This window comes from Paenibacillus turpanensis (assembly GCF_011421635.1).
Classification (GTDB): domain Bacteria; phylum Bacillota; class Bacilli; order Paenibacillales; family YIM-B00363; genus Paenibacillus_AK; species Paenibacillus_AK turpanensis.
The window spans coordinates 242953-264213 of sequence record NZ_WTLI01000002.1; the positions used below are offsets into that span (position 1 = coordinate 242953).

General features: G+C 50.6%; 17 protein-coding genes. 1 reads left to right on the plus strand and 16 read right to left on the minus strand.

The features are described 5' to 3' along the window. Positions 1-151 precede the first annotated feature (151 nt). From GQS10_RS02730 to GQS10_RS02740, 3 genes are all read right to left on the minus strand, one after another. Positions 152-1477 (minus strand): replication-associated recombination protein A, encoded by a 1326-nt coding sequence (locus GQS10_RS02730; protein ID WP_166238746.1) that lies wholly within the window; start codon positions 1475-1477, stop codon positions 152-154. A gap of 133 nt (positions 1478-1610) precedes the next feature. Continuing rightward, positions 1611-2312: a YhcN/YlaJ family sporulation lipoprotein gene (locus GQS10_RS02735; RefSeq protein WP_166238748.1), complete on the minus strand. Its 702-nt coding sequence runs from the start codon at positions 2310-2312 to the stop codon at positions 1611-1613. A 56-nt stretch (positions 2313-2368) separates the two neighbouring features. Continuing rightward, on the minus strand, positions 2369-3253 hold the full coding sequence (locus GQS10_RS02740; protein WP_166238750.1) for a LysR family transcriptional regulator: 885 nt from the start codon (positions 3251-3253) through the stop codon (positions 2369-2371). A 160-nt stretch (positions 3254-3413) separates the two neighbouring features. On the opposite strand from GQS10_RS02740, the gene GQS10_RS02745 reads away from it, so the two are divergent. Continuing rightward, positions 3414-3980, plus strand: a complete 567-nt coding sequence (locus GQS10_RS02745) for a YfiT family bacillithiol transferase (protein ID WP_166238752.1) — start codon at positions 3414-3416, stop codon at positions 3978-3980. A gap of 168 nt (positions 3981-4148) precedes the next feature. Here GQS10_RS02745 and GQS10_RS02750 read toward each other — a convergent pair whose 3' ends face one another. The 13 genes from GQS10_RS02750 to recJ all read right to left on the minus strand — a co-directional run bounded on the left by GQS10_RS02750 (position 4149) and on the right by recJ (position 21242). After that, positions 4149-4925: a tRNA threonylcarbamoyladenosine dehydratase gene (locus GQS10_RS02750; RefSeq protein ID WP_166238754.1), complete on the minus strand. Its 777-nt coding sequence runs from the start codon at positions 4923-4925 to the stop codon at positions 4149-4151. 24 nt (positions 4926-4949) lie between these two features. Then, on the minus strand, positions 4950-6737 hold the full coding sequence (aspS, locus tag GQS10_RS02755) for an aspartate--tRNA ligase (protein WP_166238756.1): 1788 nt from the start codon (positions 6735-6737) through the stop codon (positions 4950-4952). Between the two features lie 123 nt (positions 6738-6860). Beyond that, positions 6861-8123 carry a histidine--tRNA ligase gene (gene hisS / locus GQS10_RS02760; RefSeq protein ID WP_166238758.1) on the minus strand — a complete coding sequence of 421 codons (1263 nt, stop codon included), beginning with the start codon at positions 8121-8123 and terminating at the stop codon, positions 6861-6863. Between the two features lie 650 nt (positions 8124-8773). Continuing rightward, a complete protein-coding gene (locus tag GQS10_RS02765) occupies positions 8774-9220 on the minus strand; it encodes a hypothetical protein (protein WP_166238760.1) in 447 nt (148 codons plus the stop codon). Further along, positions 9220-9960 carry a hypothetical protein gene (locus tag GQS10_RS02770; RefSeq protein WP_166238762.1) on the minus strand — a complete coding sequence of 247 codons (741 nt, stop codon included), beginning with the start codon at positions 9958-9960 and terminating at the stop codon, positions 9220-9222. The genes GQS10_RS02765 and GQS10_RS02770 overlap by 1 nt, the downstream gene beginning before the upstream one ends. 124 nt (positions 9961-10084) lie before the next feature. Further along, the gene (locus GQS10_RS02775) at positions 10085-12013 is read right to left on the minus strand and encodes an FAD-dependent oxidoreductase (protein ID WP_166238764.1); all 1929 of its coding nucleotides are present in this window, start codon (positions 12011-12013) and stop codon (positions 10085-10087) included. Positions 12014-12063: 50 nt separating this feature from the next. Beyond that, positions 12064-13599, minus strand: coding sequence for a coproporphyrinogen III oxidase (locus GQS10_RS02780; protein ID WP_166238766.1), 1536 nt, complete (start codon positions 13597-13599; stop codon positions 12064-12066). A 112-nt stretch (positions 13600-13711) separates the two neighbouring features. Further along, on the minus strand, positions 13712-13882 hold the full coding sequence (locus tag GQS10_RS02785) for a hypothetical protein (protein WP_166238768.1): 171 nt from the start codon (positions 13880-13882) through the stop codon (positions 13712-13714). Between the two features lie 65 nt (positions 13883-13947). Beyond that, on the minus strand, positions 13948-14394 hold the full coding sequence (gene dtd / locus GQS10_RS02790; RefSeq protein WP_166238770.1) for a D-aminoacyl-tRNA deacylase: 447 nt from the start codon (positions 14392-14394) through the stop codon (positions 13948-13950). Positions 14395-14455: 61 nt separating this feature from the next. Then, positions 14456-16669, minus strand: a complete 2214-nt coding sequence (locus GQS10_RS02795) for a RelA/SpoT family protein (protein ID WP_166238771.1) — start codon at positions 16667-16669, stop codon at positions 14456-14458. A 630-nt stretch (positions 16670-17299) separates the two neighbouring features. Beyond that, positions 17300-18133 carry a hypothetical protein gene (locus tag GQS10_RS02800; RefSeq protein WP_166238773.1) on the minus strand — a complete coding sequence of 278 codons (834 nt, stop codon included), beginning with the start codon at positions 18131-18133 and terminating at the stop codon, positions 17300-17302. Positions 18134-18258: 125 nt separating this feature from the next. Further along, positions 18259-18771 (minus strand): adenine phosphoribosyltransferase, encoded by a 513-nt coding sequence (locus GQS10_RS02805; protein ID WP_166238775.1) that lies wholly within the window; start codon positions 18769-18771, stop codon positions 18259-18261. Further along, positions 18768-21242 (minus strand): single-stranded-DNA-specific exonuclease RecJ, encoded by a 2475-nt coding sequence (gene recJ, locus GQS10_RS02810; protein WP_166238777.1) that lies wholly within the window; start codon positions 21240-21242, stop codon positions 18768-18770. The genes GQS10_RS02805 and recJ overlap by 4 nt, the downstream gene beginning before the upstream one ends. Positions 21243-21261 lie beyond the last annotated feature (19 nt).

Consider the following 21261-nt stretch of genomic DNA (forward strand, 5'->3'; position numbering starts at 1 on the left):
GTCAAGGATTTCGCCCTCTTTGTTCGACAATATATGCCTCGTGCTTTTTCACGAAATTTCTACATGAACCGCCGCCAATGAGGGAGCAAGCGCGGTGACAAGGAAGCTGAGTAAGGTTGAGCCGCTGCGAAATCGAAGCGTCCTTGATGTATCAATCTGCGGACGTGCCTGAGCCTTTTCTCCGCCGAAGCTGATTTAGCTTAATTTTATCCTCCATGCCTTGGTCTGTCGCTTCGTAAAAAACCGCGCGTTTGATTGCGTCAGGGAGGTATTGCTGCTCCACGTAATGGCCGGGGTAGTCATGCGGATATTTATAGCCGACATGCCCGAGCTGCTTGGAGCCGCTGTAATGGCCGTCGCGCAAATGAAGCGGCACCTCAGCCGCCCCAAGCCGTTCAAACGCCGCATACACTTTGCCCATGGCATCGCCGATGGCGTTGGACTTCGGGCTTTCGACAGCAAAGAGGATGGCCTGCGCGATATTGTACCGGGCTTCCGGCCAGCCGATTTTGTGGTAAGCGTCCATCGCCGTGACCGCCTGCACCATCGCCTGCGGATTGGCAAGCCCGATATCCTCGCTGCAGGCGACAATGAGCCTACGAAGGAAGGTCATCGGGTCCATGCCGAGCTTTTCGACCGCGTACAAAAACCAAAACAGCGCCGCATCGCTGGAGCCCCGCACGCTTTTGTGAAACGCGGAAAGCACGTCGTACTGCGTCGACTTATCCGCCTTGCGCGAAGGCTCACGAATCGCTTCTTCTGCAACATCCACCGTAATGCGAATCGTGCCGTCCAGCTCCGGATTCGTCGTCATCGCGCATAGCTCCAGCGCATTTAAGGCGCGCCGGATGTCCCCGCCGGCCATTTGGGCCAAGTGCGCCAGCGCCTCCTCCTCCGCCTCAACTCTCATAAAGGCGATCCCCTTATCCTTGTCCTCGAGCGCCCTGCGCAGGGCAAGCAGCGAGTGCTCCGCGGTGAGAGGCTTCAGCTGAAACAGCGTCGAACGGGACAGCAGCGCGCCGTTAACGTGATGGAACGGATTTTCTGTCGTCGCACCGATGAAGATAATGATGCCCTGCTCCACGGCCGGCAGCAGTGCGTCCTGACGGGACGAATTAAAGCGATGCACCTCGTCCAGGAACAGAATCGTTTTTGTACCGTATAACGCCTGTCTGTCCTTCGCTTGATCAATGACGTCGCGCACATCCTTAACGGACGCTTCTACCGCGTTTAAGCGTACAAATTCTCCATTCGTCCGATTCGAAATAATATGTGCAAGCGTTGTTTTGCCGCAGCCCGGAGGGCCGTACAGTAAAATCGAGCTGACCCGGTCCGCTTCGATCGCTCTGCGCAGCAGCTTGCCCGGACCGACAATATGCTCTTGTCCAATGTATTGTTCGATCGTCTCCGGACGCATCCGATCCGCCAACAGCTTCAACGAATTTCGCTCCGAAGACGAGTAAGTGAATAAATCCATGGTTTATGTCCACACCTTCTAAAATGCTTTTCTCTCCACCATGATACCACCGCGAACAAACGTTTGTCACCCAATGCAGCAGCTGCGCCTTACCACAACAAAGGCCGATCGCAGCGGATCGGCCTCATTCACTTTATTCCGTTGTGTCGTTCACTATTGTGTCGTTCGCTGTTGCGTCGTTCGGGAACAAACTGCTGGCCATATCTCTGATCCGGTGAACAAATCCGTCAACAGGCTTTCCGCCATCGATAAAACGGATATAATCTCTCGTCATTTGGGAGAATCGAGGGTTCGTTGTGACATAAACATTTTTAACAGACGTTTCTAACGCCCGAATTTCTTGATCAATTTGCTGCTCCAGCTTTGAAGGAACTGCATTGCCTCCCCCAATAAGCGAAACCGCCGCATACGCATCGCCATTAATCACGATAACATTTGCGCGCTTTACCCCCGGCAGCTGCACGATTCTTGCCGAGGAACGGTCGGATACGATTACTTCGGACTGGTTCTCATTTCCTGCCCCCGTAGCGTCATCCCCCATCGTGCCGCCTTCCAACCTTCCATTGCCTGCTCTGTTGCCGACGCCAAGGTTAGCTGCACCATTATCCCTGTTGCCATCCAGCTTTTCGGCGTTAATCGCTCCCCTTTGATCACCGATACCGATGTCCACCACGCCGTCATTCATCCGGTCCTGCTGCTCGATTCCGATATTCTGTGCGTCGTAGACATTTTGGCGGACGTTGTTCTCGCCCTGATCCCGAGCGCCGCAGCCGGCAGCGGACAGCATTCCTGCCACGAGAATCGAAGCAGCGGCCAAGCTCCACATTTTACGCATGCATCTACACTCCTTTTCCTATCGATCAGGAGTAGTATGCAGTGCAGCCATGGATTTCATTCGTCCGAACTGTTCACGGCAAAGAGTTTGATCCACGCTTTCATAGGTTCGCTCATTCTCTCTTTCTCCCGATACACCATTTGGGTATAGAACCGGAGATCCGGATGAACAAGCGGGACGGCCTTCAACGTTCCTGCATCGACCTCGGCTTTTGCCGCAATTTCGGGGACCAGTGCGATCCCGAGCCCCTCCTTGACACATGCTTTAATCGCTTCCAGGCTTCCCAGCTCACAGGCTACGTCAAACCTGACATTGTGTCGTCGAAGCAGATGGGTGAACATCGCCCGATAGGTGCAGCCTTCCTCTGTGAAAATGATGCGCTCCCCCTGCAGTTCATCAATCTGTACGGATGTTTTTTCAGCAAAAGGATGATGATGTTGAGCAATCAGGACAAGCGGTTCCTCGCGAATCGGTACTACGGACAGCTCCGCATCGGTAAACAACGTATCCAAAATAATGCCGACATCCAGCTCACCGTCGCGGACCTTTTTGATAATGTCCGATTCATTATGCGGATGAAGCACCACCCACGCTTTCGGCTCTTCCGATCGGAATTTTCTTAAGTACGGCGGTAGAAAAAAAGCAGCCAATGTCTCAATCGTCCCGACCGCCAATTCAACCGGATAATCCTTGGAAACTGCCGTCTTGGATTCTTTATAAAGCTCCAGCAGCTGGCGGGCATACCGGCAAAGCTCTTCCCCGGCCGGTGTGAGTGTAATGCCGCGTCCGCTGCGTTCAAATAGCGTTGTACCATACTCCTCTTCGAGCTTCTGAATATGAGCGGTCACGCTTGATTGTGCATAACCGAGCGATTCCGCCGCCTTCGTATAGCTTCCCCGCTTCGCCGATTCGAGAAGCGTTTGAAATAAAGATAAGTCCATAAATATATCCTCCTGCGTAGGCCGAATAGGACGTACATTTTCCAATATCGCTGTAACTCATCAGGTTTTCCGATGGATCTCATCGATAACTATCACTAACCGTGAACAATGAAACCATGATACAGTAAGTTCAACATTACGAAAAGGGGGAATTTACTAAATGGAAAATGGATATTTTGAACATGCGGAAGTTGAAATAGAGGAGCGATACCGTTATCCGATTGGGCGTTTTCAAACGGTGGGAGAAATTAGCGCAGCGCTGTTAGAGCAATGGATTGACGAAATCGAGCAGCTGCCCGCCAAGCTCGCTGCCGCTGTCGAAGGATTATCCGCCGCGCAGCTCGAAACACCCTACCGACCTGGAGGCTGGACCGCCAGCCAAGTTGTGCATCATATCGCGGACAGCCATATGAATAGCATCATTCGTTTTAAGTTGGCGCTGACAGAGCAAACACCAACGATCAAACCCTACGAGGAAGCATCATGGGCATTGCTTAGCGACAGTATAGGGGCTGCTTCGGTGGACATATCTATCAAGCTGATCTCAGCGCTTCATGCCCGCTGGGGCATACTGCTTCGCTCGATGAGTGAGAAGCAATGGGAGCGTGCCTTTCACCATCCGGACAGCGGCTTGATTCCGCTACGCATGAATGCGGGGATTTACGCTTGGCACGGCAAGCATCATACGGCGCATATTACCGAATTGCGGAGAAGAATGGGCTGGTAAGCTGAATATGCCAAAAAAATAGATCGCCGGACACTCGCCCCTGAACAGGACAAGTGCAGCGATCTATTTTACTAGAGGAACAAACGGGAGTATTCACCGTAAGCCTTCCTCCGGGTTTCCTTCCCCTTTGTTCCACTAGCTTTTCCTTTCAATCCTGCCGCGTCCAGCTCAGCCCTGACGGCCCTTCACTTCCATCTGGACATTTCCCTTCGCCAGCAGCTCACGCACAGCGACACTAGTCATAATAAGGCCGGCGACCGACGGCACGAACGCATTGCTTGCAGGAGGCTGCTGCGCTTTGCGGATTTCCGGCGCATTCTCCGGAACAATCTTCTGCGTAACATCCAACCGAGGCTTGGTCGGTTCCTCTGTGGAAAACACAACCTTTACGCCCTTCTTTATGCCGTCCTTACGCAGCTTCGTCCGGATGACTTTCGCGATCGGGTCCATATGCGTTTTGGAAATATCAGCAACCTGGAACTTGGTCGGGTCCATTTTGTTCGCGGCGCCCATACTGGAGATGATCGGAATTTTCCGCTGTAAGCACTGCTTGATCAGATGAATCTTATACGTAATCGTATCCGAGCAATCCAGCACATAATCCAGCGGATACTCAAACAGCTTTTCGTACGTTTCCTCTGTATAGAACATGCGCAGTGCGATCGCATCACACTCCGGATTAATGAGCGCGATCCGTTCCTTCATCAGCTCCGCCTTCGGCTGTCCAACGGTAGTGAGCAGCGCATGAATTTGCCGGTTCACATTCGTAATATCGACAACATCCTTGTCGATCATGATAATCCGGCCGACGCCGCTGCGCGCAAGCGCCTCGGCGGCAAACGAGCCGACGCCGCCGATGCCGAGCACGGCTACCGTGCTGCGCTTCATAACTTCCAAGCCTTCTACGCCGAAGGCAAGCTCATTGCGAGAAAATTGATGCAGCATTACGGGCGTTCACCCCTTACCAGCTTAAGATTTTGCTGTCGGCGCAGCCTGCTTAAGCGCCACCTTGATGGAAATTTGCTCAAGCTGCTTGTCCTCAAGCGCAGACGGCGCATTTGCCATCAAATCGGTCGCGCTTGCCGTTTTCGGGAAGGCAATCGTCTCCCGAAGGTTCGTACGGCCGGTGAGCAGCATCACCAAACGGTCGAAGCCAAACGCGATTCCCCCATGCGGCGGGGTACCGTAGTCAAACGCATCCAGCAGGAAGCCGAATTTATCATGCGCTTCTTCCGGCGATAAGCCAAGTGCGGCGAACATCTTTTCCTGCACATCACGGCGGAATATACGCATCGAGCCGCCGCCTACTTCGTACCCGTTCAGCACAAGGTCATATGCCTGCGCACGGATTTTCAGCGGGTCGGAATCGAAGAAATGAAGATCTTCGTCATGCGGACGCGTGAATGGGTGATGCTCTGCAGTATAACGCTTTTCTTCCTCGTCGTAGCTGAGCAGCGGGAAGTCTACAACCCATGCAAAGCGGAACTCGCTGTCATTGATCAATCCCAGCTCGCGGCCGATCTTCAACCGGAGGTTGCCAAGCACATCGGCGACGACTTTTTTCTTATCGGCAGAGAACAGAAGGACGTCCCCTTCCTCTGCATTCAAGCGCTCGCGAAGCGCTGCGATCTCTTCCTCGCTGAAAAACTTTACGATTGGCCCTTTCCACTCGCCGTCCTTCACCACAATATAAGCTAACCCTTTGCCGCCGTAACGCGCTGCAAACGGAGTCAAATCGTCCAGTTCCTTACGGCTCCAATGCGCGCAGCCTTTCGCATTCAACGCCTTCACTTCGCCGCCGTTTTGTACGATCTGCGCAAATACCTTCACGCCCGAGTTCACGACGAGATCGGATACATCCTGCAGCTCTAAACCAAAACGCAGGTCCGGCTTGTCCGAACCGTATTTGCCCATCGCTTCGGAGTACGGAAGACGCTGGAACGGAGTCGGCACGTCTACGCCAACCGTTTCCTTAAACAGCTTCGCAATCAGCTCCTCCATCATCGTAAGCAGCTGGTCCTGAGACAAGAACGACGTCTCGATGTCGACCTGCGTAAACTCCGGCTGACGGTCAGCACGAAGGTCCTCGTCACGGAAGCAGCGGGCGATTTGGTAATAACGCTCCAGACCTCCGACCATCAGCAGCTGCTTAAAGAGCTGAGGCGATTGCGGCAGGGAGAAAAACTCGCCCGGATGAACGCGGCTCGGTACATAATACTCGCGTGCGCCTTCCGGCGTGCTCTTCGTCAAAATCGGAGTTTCTACCTCAACAAAACCGCTGTTATCCAAGTAATCGCGGAAAATCTTGGCCGCCTTGGAGCGGAGCATGAGGGTGCGCTGCATTTCCGGACGGCGCAGGTCCAAATAACGATATTTCAGACGGATGGATTCATCAACGTCGATGCCATCTTCGATAAAGAACGGAGGCGTTTTGGCGCTGTTGAAAATTTCAATTTCGCTAACGCGAACTTCAATATCACCTGTTTCAAGGTTGCTATTAACTGTCTCCGGGTCGCGTTCTACGACTTTCCCTTTGACCGCAATGACGAATTCATTGCGCAGCTTATCCCCGATTTGCAGTGCATCTCCGGAAAATGCCGGACTGAACACGATCTGCACAATTCCGCTGCGGTCACGGAGATCAATGAACAACACTCCGCCCAAATCGCGGCGGCGCTGCACCCAACCGTTCAGAACGACCTCTTGGCCGACATGCTCTTTGCGAAGAACCCCGCAATGATGAGATCTTAATAGCATACTTACTCCTCCTAGACTTCTCTTTATAGTTTTTATATGAATATCGTTTTTCATACACGGAGACTGGCAGTTATCGACCGTCGAAATTCCAATCATTCCTATACAGTCGACGAAGCCTTCGTCCTATCCCTGTTTGCACAACCGTGCAGCCGTTTCCGCCGCTTCTGCGAGCGGAATGCTTTGCTGAGAACCGTCCGCCATGTTCTTTAAAATGATCTCGCCCTTGGCCAGCTCATCCTCACCAAGGATCGCCACGAAACGAGAGCGGAAGCGGTCCGCAGACTTCATCTGCGCCTTCATTTTGCGCTCCTGGTAGTCCTTATCCGCCGCAAGCCCCTGCTCACGAAGACGATATAATAACGAAGCTGCTTCCTGCTCCGCCGCTTCACCCAATGCGATTACGTACACGTCAAGCTGCTGACGATCCGGAATGTCCACCTTCTGGTGCTCGAGAATAAGCACAAGACGCTCCATTCCTAAGCCAAAGCCGACGCCCGGCTGGTCCTGACCGCCGATGTCGCCAACGAGGCCGTTGTAGCGTCCACCGCCGCCGATTGTATCGATCGCGCCGATCCCCTCGGCCTTAAACTCAAACGCCGTATGGGTGTAATAATCCAAGCCGCGTACCAGCTTCGGATTTACATGATAGGGAATGCCCATTTGATCCAGGCTGCGCAGCACAATGTCAAAATGGCTGCGGCAATCCTCATCCAGGCTGTCCAGCAGCGCCGGAGCTCCCTCGAACTTTGCCTGATCCTGCTTACAATCGAGTACCCGCAGCGGATTCCGGTCCATGCGGGATTGACAATCCTTGCACAGCTCCTCTTTCATTGGAGCAAGGAAGCCCAGCAGCTTCTCGCGAAATGCTGCGCGAATTTCCGGTGTGCCGACGGAATTAACGTCAACCGAAATATTTTTTAGCCCAAGCTCCTTATAGAACAAGTACCCGAGTGCGATAACCTCCGCATCCAGCCTTGGATCGGCAGAACCGAAAGCTTCGATGCCGAATTGGTGGAATTGACGGTACCGTCCCGCCTGTGGCCGTTCATAACGGAACATCGGGCCGATATAAAACAGCTTCGTCACATCCGGCTCACCGTACAGCTTGTTTTCCGCATATGCCCGAACGACCCCGGCCGTCCCTTCCGGGCGGAGCGAAATGCTGCGGTCGCCTTTATCGACGAACGTGTACATTTCCTTCTCTACGACATCCGTCGTTTCGCCGACGCCGCGTACAAATAATTCCGTGTGCTCAAAAATCGGTGTACGTACCTCGCTGTACCGGAAGCGTCTGCACAGCTCCCGTGCTTTTTCCTCGATATACTGCCATTTCTCCACCGTACCCGGCAAAAAATCCTGCGTGCCCTTTGGTTTTTGGAAAGACATGTGAAAACCTCCGTGAAAATAAATAAATCTCCCGCCCCCGACGACATAACGTCAGGGACGAGAGATTGATAACCTGTATGTACTCCCGCGGTACCACCCACGATTGAACGACCGCGCACACACGCTGCGTTTTCGTTCCACTTAAACGGGTAACGTCCGTTACACGCAACCGGTTACTGACCGCCTGCGGACCCTTCCGCTTCGCGTTCACCGATTGTTCTCCGGGAGGTCACTGATCCGAACCATTAGCAAGAATGCTTTCAGCCTAAGGCATTCCTCTCTGGTTGCCCGGCAGCCGGACAGCATGTTCCCATCACCAAATGTTTGAATATAGCAGCTTAGCAACGCTTTACCGCATCAACAGGTCTAATTGTAATCATCTCGCAGCACAAAGTCAATACGGCGTTCGACAGCATTCCCATAAAAAAGAAAGAGACCTACAACTCGTGTTGTAGGTCGAAGGAAATTATATTTTAAAAAAGGGGGTCGACTATTATTATAGACAAGGTATGTTAACGCAGCATGAATAGAACATTACAACTCGGTTACAAAAAAGAGAGCGGTTTCATTGGCACGTTCAAACTCACTTGCTGTCGAAAATCGCTGCCTGATGCTCAATAGGGCAACCTTCCCTAGCATCCAGCATCAACTTACACCTTTCCCAGTGCATAGGCGTGATGCTTATACAATACCGAATGGATTTCATTCTCTTGCGTCTTTGGACAACGAACCATGATCACAATAAATGACTTTTGCATCGTTTTTTTCCTGTTCCCCTTCCATTTTTCGTAGCACCATTGCAAAAAATAACCGAAGATCATCCCGAATATTAAACCGAATAATCCCCAAAGCACAGGACCAAACGCTAACACAAATCCATAGATACAGCCAAGAAGCATGCATATTGTCCCCGTAAAAAACGCCATATCCCAGTGTGTTCTCCCGCCTCGAGAGACGGCCTCAATCGTTAGAGGATAATCGGCTTTCTTCAGCGGAACAACGAGTAAATTGGAATCACCAAAGCCTCTTCTCTTCATTTCGATTAAAAATAAATCCACATTTTCGGTATATGAAAACAACGCGACGATGTCGATCATCAAGAGCCAGCCTCCGGGTAAGGAATAGGGTACTTGGCATTATCAACAGCATCCGCCAAATACAATCTTTTTTCTTCTTCATAAAACTTGTTGCTTTCCAGGGTGCTTAAGTAGCAGTCATATGCTGCAAACATGTACAGTGACGGAATAAACAAAAACCACTGCGGATCAACGAGGTGCTTGCTTTCTTGAAAATCGCCGATCATCGCCACCGATGCACCTTGGGGTAAAAATGAATAATAACAAGTAACCGTCCACCAAAATATCATAAAAATAGCCAAAAATTTCCTTTGTAAAATAAAATGACCCGACCCTGGAAGCAGCAAGCTCCAGAAAACCGGAAAGATCGGGTTGCGATTCGCTAAATATGTGATCGTCAGCGGCGTAATTTTGTAGTGCGGCACCTTTTGACGTTCGTGTGAGGCGATGACCATCCTTTTCTTTATTTCGATTGAGGAGTGATAACAATCCCATATTGCAAAAATGTAAATGACGATATAAAGCAAAAACCAACGCTCATCCAATATGTCCTTCGCTTCCTGAAACCTTCCTACCATACTGTAATAAATCGCGGTGTTTAAATGCGACTTTACGTTAATGAAGAACTCCCAGGTCATCAAAATCAGGCCATAAAAATATTTGCCTTGAAACCATTGCCCAAAGCCGGGAAAACAAAACGACCACCAAATATCCATATAAATGTTCGAGCCGCGCAAATAATTAATGGCCAGCGTCGACATATGCACTTTCGGAAAGCGAACCCCTTCATACGACATAGGCGGTTTAAGCTCACCCCTCAACTTCCAGCATTTGAGAGGTATTATGAGCTTAAACCGCCATGTTCATACGATCAAAATTATGAAGTTATTGCTTTAAAGGAACGCCGAGCTTCAAGAACAAATCAAGCAGCAGCATGTACGTTTCACCGACGGTAAGCTTGGCCGGATCAGCAATACTTGCAACCGTTTCGCTGCGCAATACATTTTGCTCCTTTAACGTATCCAGCGCCTGTCCTTCGGCCGCCTTGATGCCAAGGGTATATGCCGCCAGCTTCGCCGCTGTTTCGAGCGTAAGCGGAACACCTTTGCCTTCCTTCTCGAGCTTTGCCGTAATATCATACGGGTTCGCAGGAAGCTTAGCGTCGGACGTCCCTTGAGCATATCTACGGAACCCGTTCAGCACACTTGTAAAGCTAGCCGGTGACGATTCCTTGTCCAAGCCAAATTCATTGCCGTAGGAGCCATAAGCCAAGGACATCGTGACGGCCGCCTTAAGACCTTCATAGGCTTTGTGCTTCATAAACGGATACGTTTCCGGTGTGTATGGCGCTAAATCGACGCCCTGTTTAACCAGGATCGATTGCAGCTCGGCAATGCCGCTCTTATCCTTCGAAAGCTCGCGGAAGGTGATCCCCTTCTCCTGCACCAGCTTGGCTGCAACACCCGCTGCTTCGCCCGCGGCCATGCCCGTCGGCACAACCCGCGCGCTGCCGTGCGGCAGCGTATCAAAGCTGGCGGAACGACCGACAACGAGCAGTCCATCTACTTTTAGCGGGACAATGGTACGGAACGGAATGGCGTACAGCTCCGGATCGCTCACCACCGCGCCCCAGTCGTTCGGCGAAGTGCGCTGAATATCTACCGGATAACCACCGAAACCGATTCGGTCCCAATGATCGCGATTTTCCAGCACATCGATAATATTTAACCGGTATTCGCCCTGAATATGACGAGATTCCCGCACGTATAGCTCGGGAGCCGTTACGCCAAGCTCAATATTAGCAAATTCAGGGTACGTCTTTTTCAAATGCGCAATAACATTCGGCAGCTCTTTTTTCCCCGCTTCAATACCTTCCTTCAGCGATTCCGGATCCAGCGGATCCACCCCAAAGACGAGAAGCGCATTAATCAGCACCGTATCATCGTTCTGACGCCCGATATTTAGACCGCGCATCCGCACCTTATCCGGGTTCGTTGAAACGTATTCCCGGTGCAGCTCGCCATAGCCCCAAGCACTCATTTCATTCGCGCCTGTTCCAGAACTGTCGTCACCATTTAGACGCTTCTTAACCTTCTCCCAAACCTCGTCTGTTACATTTGTAAATCCGAATACGAGTGTAACGGCCATCTTTGATTTCGGATCGCCGATATCCTCGCGCCCAAAGGTAAACGGTACGCCAGCAGCAGCAGCCAGATCCGCATCCTGAGTCGCATCAACCACTGATCCTGCTTTTACGGTATATTCTGCGCCCTTTAATACAAACTTCACGCCAGCTACTTTATTCCCCTCAAGCAGCGGCTGAATTTGCTCCGCCTTCATCAGCAGATCGATGTTTTTTTCGTTCTTGACCATCCCGTAAAATGCGTTTGCGGCAGTCACAACATCGAACGAGTCGCCTTCTGTTTGATTGAACCACTCCAGAAAAAGCCCTTTATTGACAATCTCATGCTTCGGCCCTTTGGTCACCATGTCAATGCTGTTCAGCATACCAACGGTCATCAGTCCGCCCAAAATTTCCCGGTCTCTGCCGTCCACAAGAAGTGTTTTGAGTCCATTACGTGCACCGGACACCGCTGCAGCGATGCCTTCAGGGTCTGTCCCAACCACAATGAGATCATACTGACTTTGCGGCTTGTCCACTGAATTCACCTGCTGCAGCGTCTGGGGCTCTCCCCGCTTCCCTGAATTCGTGGAACGCTTCTTATCAAGAATGTACATCCCTGTGCCTAATACTGCAAAGATCAGCAAAAATACAGCAATCCACCATACGCTTTTCGGAACCGTTTTTCCCATTTCTCCACCTTTTCTCTACTTAATGATTCAAACATGATCTTAACTACATTTTACGATCGGACCAAGCCGTACGCCTCATCCAGCAGCTTGATTTTTTTCGCGATATATTCCTTATACGATTCGTTATAGACAGAAGGTTCCTTCGGGTTCGGAAAACGCTCGATGTGCTGCTTTTCTTCCCCCGTCGCCTCATCACGCTCTGCCGGGAACATAATTTTACTTACAGCTCCGCAGCCAAGTCCGATGATCGACTGATTCTCTTCCATCATCAAAATATTATACAAGCTTTCTTTGCCCGGAAGCGAGTATCCGACATTTTCAAGATTGCCGAGAATGTTCTTCTGCCGGTACATGTAATAGGGAACGTAGCCCATCTCTTCCGTCCATTCAATGGCGCGGGTCATCATTTCCTGAATTTCGTCACGCTCGGCCACCTCGTATTGATCGCGGTTCTTCGTCATTTTGGATGCACGCTTAAAAGACAAGGTGTGTACGGTCAGCGATTCCGGCAAAAGCCTTTCCGTTTGCGCAAGCGTCCGCTCAAATTCCTCGTAGCCTTCGTTCGGCAATCCGATGATCAGGTCCATATTAATATTACTGAGACCCATTTCCCGGGCAAGCTCGAATTTTTCGACGGTTTCCTTCACGGTGTGATGTCTGCCGATCAAATCGAGTGTTTCCTGCGTAAAGCTCTGGGGATTAATGCTGATCCGGTCGGTTTTCCATTTTTTCATCACTTCAATTTTATCCGGCGTAATCGTATCCGGACGTCCCGCTTCGACGGTCAGCTCACGAACACGCGTTAAGTCAGGAAACGACTCCTGCATCGTTTGGAATAGAGCATCCATCTGCTCGGCTTCGATACTTGTCGGCGTGCCGCCTCCCCAATAAATCGTCGTAATTTGCAGCCCTGCCATGCGCATCCAGCGGCCCATCTCACGAATTTCATAATGCAGCCCTTCGAGGAAGGCCTCGACCGAACCGTTTTGACCGCGGATGTCATAAGCCGGGAAGGTGCAGTACGCACATTTGGTCGGGCAAAAGGGAATACCGATATACACGCTGACTTCTTTCTTCCCTACTTCAAAAAAATCAGGAATTACGTTAAGCTGGCGGTCGGCAATGTCAATTAGCAGCCGAATTTTCGGTTCTGTAACGAGATATTCTTCCCGCAGGAGCTGCTCCACCTGCTCCGTTGTTCTCGTTGTCCGCAGCAAATGGACCAGCTTTGTCGGCCTTACGCCGGTTAAGATTCCCCATGGCTGCTCCAAGCCAGTGTGCTTCTGGAGAACCTCTAGCAGCGTATAGCTGATCACACGCTTCAGCGTCCGCTTGCGCATGTCCGGCGGTGAATCGGGAGTCAGCTGCTTCTCAAACACGGATTGAAGCCGGGTTTCCTCTCCCGCTCTTAACATCGTTGCCGCCCGTGCCTGTATGCCGTCGTTACGCAGCTCAATGTGAAGCTGTATATCGCTTTGTTCAGGAGATTCGTAGTTCATTTCGACTTGTTCAAAGAAAAGCTTGCATATGTTAAATATTTCGGTTTGAAAGCTGTCAAAACCGGCTCGTTCTACATAGATGTTCACTTGTCTTCCTCCATAATTTCGCGTTTTCCTATCGTTTTACGACAAAGATCAAGCCTAGCCTAGTTTACCATATACGGGTAAAAATCGGTACAAAAAGAAACGGATGTCCAGTTCATCTAGACATCCGCGCTTGTGCTGATTTTACCGGTTCCATTCTTGCCCCGAGCTCGTCGGCAAGCTCTTCCCGGAAAGCTGACGCTAAGTGCTGCGCTTCCCGCGAATCGGCCTGCAGCAGTGTCGAAACCGGATCCTGCTGCTGCTTTACTTTTATAGATTGACGCATTACGGCAGAGCCCCTTATCTAAAGATGATATTTCTATCATGTCCAAGGGGGCTGCGAAACATAACCTATGATTTGCTTTCGATAATTAACGTGACCGGACCCCAATTCGTGAGCGCAACATCCATGTCCGCACCGAATTCGCCCGTTTCCACAAGAAGTCCCTGCTCACGCAAGTATTGATTAAAGGTATTGTAAAGCCGGCTCGCAAGATCCGGCTTTGCAGCCGCCATGAAATTCGGCCTTCTTCCCTTACGGCAATCCCCGTACAGCGTAAATTGTGAAACACTTAAGACTGCTCCTTGAATATCGGCAACAGAAAGATTCATTTTCCCGTCATCATCTTCAAAAATGCGCAGGTTCACCACTTTTTCCGCCAAAAACTTGGCATCCGCCTCTGTATCCTCATGGGCTACTCCGACAAGCAGCAGCAGGCCCGGCTTTGTAATTTCACCGATTACTGTTCCATCGACTGTAACCGAAGCCTGTTTTACTCTTTGGGCAACAATTTTCATAACTGAAGCTATCTCCTGATCTGGCCTTCCGGGACAAATTTCCCGGGAAATCGACAGTGCGTTACTGCATAATTCGCTGCACAGAATACACATCGCGCACGCGTTTAATTTTTTCCACAACGGCTTGAAGATGCTCGGTATTTCGGATCAAAATCGTCATGTGGATCATCGCCATTTTATTTTTATCCGATCGGCCGGAAACGGCGGACATGTTTGTTTTTGACTCCGATACGGCCTGCAGCACCTCGTTTAACAAACCGCGGCGATCTTGGCCGGTAATTTCGATATCCACGCTGAAGTTAGCTTGGCATTCGTCCGTCCATTCAACTTCGATTACACGTGCCGCCTCATCCCCATCGCCTTGCGGAATATTCGTACAGTCGGCGCGGTGTACGGAGACTCCTCTGCCGCGAGTAATATAGCCAACAATGTCGTCTCCCGGCACTGGATTGCAGCAGCGGGCAAAACGAACAAGCAAATTATCTACACCTTTCACACGAACCCCTTGAATCGAACGACTGCGTTTTTCCGCTTGGGCCTGTGATGGCTTAAGCACCTGGATTACTTCACTCGTCAGCTGTGCGGCTGATTCCTCAGCTTCCTTCCGCAGCTTCTCCGTCAGCTTCGTACAGATTTGTGCTGCCGTAATCCCGCCGAAGCCGATGGCCGAGAGCATATCATCAATGTCGTTAAACGTAAACTTACGCGCCGCCTCCAGCAGCAGGCTGTCGCTCATAAGCTGTGACGCCTCGTAGCCGAGTCTCCGCAGCTCCTTTTCGATCGCCTCGCGGCCGCGTTCTACGTTTTCCTCTCGCTTCTCTTTCTTGAACCACTGCTTAATTTTGCTGCGCGCATGAGAGGACTGTGCAATTTTGACCCAGTCCGAGCTCGGCCCGTAAGAATGCTTCGAGGTTAAGATTTCAACGATATCGCCCGTTTTTAATTTATGGTCCAGCGGTACAATCCGTCCGTTTACTTTGGCGCCGATCGTCCGGTTACCAACCTCCGTATGAATACGGTAAGCGAAATCGAGCGGAACCGACCCAGCCGGGAGTTCAATGACCTCGCCCTTTGGGGTAAATACGTAGAGCATATCGGTGAAAAAGTCCATCTTCAGCGATTCTACGAATTCCTGCGCATCGTCCGTTTCCTGCTGGAGCTCCATAATCTCGCGGAACCACGTCATTTTATCCTCGTACGTTCCACTCGGCACAACCGCGCTTTCCTTGCCCTCTTTATAGGCCCAGTGCGCGGCAACCCCGAACTCGCTCGTCTGATGCATGTCCCAGGTGCGGATTTGCACTTCCGTCGGCTCCCCTTTCGGGCCGATCACCGTCGTGTGCAGCGACTGGTACATGTTTGGCTTTGGCATTGCGATGTAATCCTTAAACCGTCCGGGCATCGGTTTCCAAAGCGTATGAATAATGCCAAGCGCCGCGTAGCAATCCTTAATATTGTCAACGATCACACGAATCGCGAGCAAATCATAAATCTCGTTAAATTGTTTGCTGCGCGTCGTCATTTTTTTATAAATGCTGTAAATATGCTTCGGACGTCCGCTAATATCAGCGACAATGCCCATCTCAGCCAGCTTATCCTTGAGCCGGTCGATCAGCTCGTCGATATAATCCTCGCGCTCCGTGCGCTTCTTTTGCATTAAATTGACGATCCGGTAGTACTGCTGCGGATTCAAATAGCGAAGCGCGATGTCTTCGAGCTCCCATTTGATCGAGGAAATCCCAAGACGGTGCGCAATCGGGCAAAAGATCTCCAGCGTCTCGTCTGCGATACGGCGCTGCGCTTCCTCCGATTGGTGCTTCAGCGTACGCATATTATGAAGCCGGTCCGCCAGCTTAATAAGAATGACGCGCAAATCCTGCGCCATTGCGACAAACATTTTGCGGTAATTTTCGTTTTGCTGCTCTTCCTTAGACTTAAAGCGGATTTTTTCCAGCTTTGTCAGGCCGTCCACGAGCTTGGCGCACATTTTGCCGAAATTGCTTTCGATCATCTCCAGCGTAACGTTCGTATCCTCTACGACGTCATGCAGCAAGCCGGCAATTACGGTCGTTGTGTCCAGCTGCAAATGGACCAAAATCTCCGCAACAGCCAGAGGGTGCAAAATATAGGGTTCGCCCGACTTGCGAATTTGCCCGGAGTGAGCACTCTCCGCAAAGGCATACGCCTCCCGTACACGGTTCAGGTCGGCTTCTTTCATATAGGCGGACGCTTTGGCGATAAGTTGGTCGATGCCCGTGATCTGCTGAATCCCCATGGCGTTTCCTTTCCTCCGGGTGCATAAAATTTTCGTAAAGAGACGCTTTAGCGCAATAAAACGGAATGGTAAGTTAAGCTATTGTATTCAAATCGCAGCGGAACGTTGCCCGTCCGCTGCCGCTTCTTAGAATGACTACAATGATTGTTTTCATTTAGAAGCAGTGCTTCGCAATGAAAACTTCCTCTAAATCTGGTCCCGCTTCTTAGAATGACTACAATGATTGTTTTCATTTAGAAGCAGTGCTTCGCAATGAAAACTTCCTCTAAATCTGGTCCCGCTTCTTAGAATGACTACAATGATTGTTTTCATTTAGAAGCAGTGCTTCGCAATGAAAACTTCCTCTAAATCTGGTCCCGCTTCTTAGAATTACTACAATGATTGTTTTCATTATTATGCAACTTCCTTCCGCCCCCGTCAACAGGCGCGAAGTCTTTCAGCGTAAGCAGCTGCCGCTTTTTTACCTTTAGGTTCTCCAGGTAAATATTGTTATACTATAAAACCGGAAATACCGTTACAATATATGGAATTAAATGGTTTATAAAATTGAACTTTATATTCGCGTTTTTAATCATTTGTAAACAATAAAAGCTGGCCGCAGCAGATCCCTGCCATTCGGTCAGCTATTTTTTATTTTTCCTCCACCATGAAAGAAAAAGTATCGCTTCGTCTGCCGGAATCCACAGTAACAACCACCTTTTTACCAGGCAGTAGAGGCTCTTCCGGGTCAAAAAACATACCGAATGCAGTCATTCCACTTACTCCTGGAATCCATGTATTTGGCTCATCAGCATAACGGACACGAATTCCGCCATTATCCCGACCCCCTCTCCACGTTACCTGAATTACGGCATCGGCCGGAACCCCAATCGCTTCTTTTTCCGGATAACGCTTCTGAATCCACATGCCGTCCGCTGCTTTATCCCATAAGACGAAGGATAGAGCAAGCCCTGCCATAACCACAGCAAACGTTGTAACTTGCTTAGATGATGCGCGATAGGGAGACTGTTTCGCAGCAAGCCCATAACACACAGCCGTCAATGACCATAACACGAATAGGGTCATGACAATATGTAAGGAAAAACCGAGCCAGTTCCTCAAGTATGACCAAGGTACCCAATGCGTAAGGAATGAACCGCCATATCTATTCCATTCAAGCAGAGGAAGTACTTGCGCCAGGAGCAGCAGGAACAATCCAGGTATCGCAATAAGGAGTATGCTTCTACCGGTTGCTTGATTCACAAGCCGTAGAGATTGTGCAGCGCCCCATGTCAAAATGCCAGCAACCACCGACCATATTCCCCACAATGCTATCTCTTCTTCTTTTACATTACCTAGGATGTACCACGGAAAAAATGGAATATAAAGCAGCCCAAGCACAACCGACAAGCTTCCTGTGATGGAAAGAATACGAACAGGATCCAAAAAGGAACTCATAACATTCGATTGGAATAAACGCAGCATAGTATTCCTCCTCCTTTTTCACAGACGAGGAGATTCGCCTTAAGGTTACAAAAGGAGAAGCAGTTTCATCGAATAAAAAAAGCCCGGCTGCACGTTATTCGACGCTTCTGCCGGACCTTATCTAATTAGTAGGTTACTAGCGAGGTAACTTCCATTCCAGTCAGCTTATCCCGTCCATTCAAATAGGAAAGCTCAATCAAAAATGCAGCACCGATTACCTCTCCGCCTAGTTTCTGCACCAAATTAATGGAGGTCGAAATCGTACCGCCCGTCGCCAGCAAATCATCGGCAATCAGGACACGTTGTCCAGGTGAAATAGCGTCCGCATGAACGGCAAGCTTATCCTTGCCGTATTCCAAATCGTAATCCGCTTCCACCGTGTTCCCTGGAAGCTTACCGCTTTTGCGAATCGGCACGAAACCAACCCCAAGAGCATACGCCAGCGGCGCTCCGACAACAAAGCCGCGAGCTTCCGGTCCGGCAATCACATCGATGTTCAGGTGCTCGACCTTCGCCTTCATTTGCTCGATCGCTTCACGATAAACGTTACCGTCCTTCAACAGCGTCGTGATATCCTTAAACCGGATTCCCGGCTGTGGAAAATCGGGAATAACCCGGATATAGTCTTTAAAATTCATACGATCTCCTCCATCAAATGGGCTTTCTTTATCAAACCGCCGCTCTTCTCTTGCAAAAGCCAACGGGACAACTCAAGCGATGATGAAAAGACGAGTTGTCTTTCCACATCCTGTATCTCTAGTTTATAACGATATTTGAATGATTGCGATAAATCTTTTTTAGGCGCATTGGGAATACAGGTATAGCCTTCCACTGTTTTGTCCAGCACATTCAGCTCCAGCAGCACTTCCAGAATAAATTGCACCGCTGCCGCGGATATACCGGTACGGCGGCTGAGCGCGTTCAGCATCGCAGGACGATCTGGTAAAGGCTGCGTGGACGAACGTAAAAGGGAATACACGTCTTTAAAATGCTCGCGGCTTGGTGCCGGGCTTAGTTCGTCCTCTGATGATGCTTGGAACAAGCCGTATATTCGCTGGGCACTAGTTGTAGATTGTAAGCAGCCGGTGAGCATACGTAATGACGGCGGCAGGTTATATAGCACAAGATCCGTTGATTCCGACAAGCCGAGTCGTTCCGCCGCTTTGTTCAGCGGCTCCAGACTAACCTTATTGGAATCCTCCCCAGGAGGCAGGCAAAGCCACATGGCCACTTGCCCTCCCCATAGCTTCTCCCATTCATCAACCATCCGTCCGGAAGGGGCGCGGGAAGAATCCAGTCCGAACCAAACCACTGCAATGTTCGGCTTCTCCGTTCTGACCGCTTCTATGCCGCTTACCAGCTGGCGGATTCGGTCTTCCGGCTTTTTGACCCCACGCCAGTCAAAGGCTTGTACTTCCTGCACACGGATATCGCGAATCATGATTTGCGGCTTTCGAATACCATTCCATTCGCTAATCCCGAGCTCTCCGATTACATCCACTTTTGCTCCCGGCGCAATCCAATCGAGCAGTGCGCCAAAGCCAAAGCCAACCGCCTCAATCGGGCCCTGCTCACCAACAAGCATTAGCTTGGCATGCTGTTGTTCACGTCCCATGGTTCTCCGTTCTGACAGCTCTGCTCCCAAGAACATGAATCTCGGCAACGGATTTCCGCTGCCATACGGAGCAAGCTTAGATAACGCTGCGGCGTGCTCCAGAGAAACGTCGGAAAGGCTGCATACCGAATCGGCTTCCATTACCGGCAAATAGCTTTCTTCGGAAAGCCACTGGTCAGCCAGCATAACGACATGACTGCGAAACGCATCAATATGCTCTCTTGCCATCGTCAATCCGGCAGCTGCCTGATGTCCGCCATAATGATCCATCCACTGCGCACATTCGGTTAATGCCCGATACATATCAAAGCCATCGATCGATCTGCCCGATCCTTTACACATGCCTGTTTCTGAATCAATGCTAAGCACAAATACCGGACGATAATATTTTTCAAGCAGCTTAGAGGCTACGATTCCCATAACCCCGATATTCCAGCCTTCTTTCGCTAAAACCAATACCGGTGGAACCACTCCGTCGACTAAAAAATGCTCGGCCATTTCCAGCGCTTCTTTCGTCATTTCATCGACGATGCGCTGCCGCTCTTTGTTGAGCTGATCCAGATCATAGGCTAGATGCTCCGCCTCCTGCTCCTGATCCGTAACAAGCAGTTTCACGGCTGTATCCGCCGTGTCGATCCGCCCCCCGGCATTAATTCTCGGCGCGAGGGCAAAGCCGATGGTCTGCTCCGTGACATCTCTTAGTTCCGTGCCCACAACGCCGATTAGAGCCCGCAGTCCCGGGTTTTGCGAACGTCTCATCTGTTCTAAGCCAAGCTTAACGATAAGGCGATTTTCCCCGTTAAGCGGCATTAAGTCTGCCACAGTACCGAGAGCTGCAAATTCAGTCAGCTCCTCGGGGAAACGCTCCAATAACGCCTGAGCGAGCTTTAATGCTACGCCGACCCCGGCTAAGCTTTTAAACGGATACATGCAGCCGGGCTGCTTCGGATTGACGATCGCATACGCCTCCGGCAGCACCTCCGGCGGTTCATGGTGATCCGTCACAACCACATCGATCCCAAGCTCTTTGGCGTATTTAATCTCTTCCACAGCACTTATTCCGGTATCAACCGTAACTATTAATGTGACATTGTTTTTCGCTGCTTGCTCAAGAGCTTTACGATTTAATCCGTACCCTTCATGGATACGGTGCGGGATGTAATAATCGAAACGGGCACCTAGCTGCCGGAACAGCTTAAACATAAGTGCCGTACTGCTAACCCCGTCAGCGTCATAGTCTCCGTAAATCCGAATGGTTTCCCCTGCGGTTAAGGCCCGGCGTATCCGCTCTACCGCCTCCGCCATTCCTTTGAGCTCGTACGGATCATGAAATCCGTCGCCCTCTAAAAATAAAGCAGCCTCCCGAACACTCGCGAAACCTCTGACAGCCAGAAGTTTCGCAACGAGAGGCGGCAGACCAAGCTCCGCCTCAAGGGCGGAAACCAATTGTTCATCGGACGATTTGACAACCCATCTTGCTTTCGAAAAAAGCACTCTGCTCCCCCTGTAACAA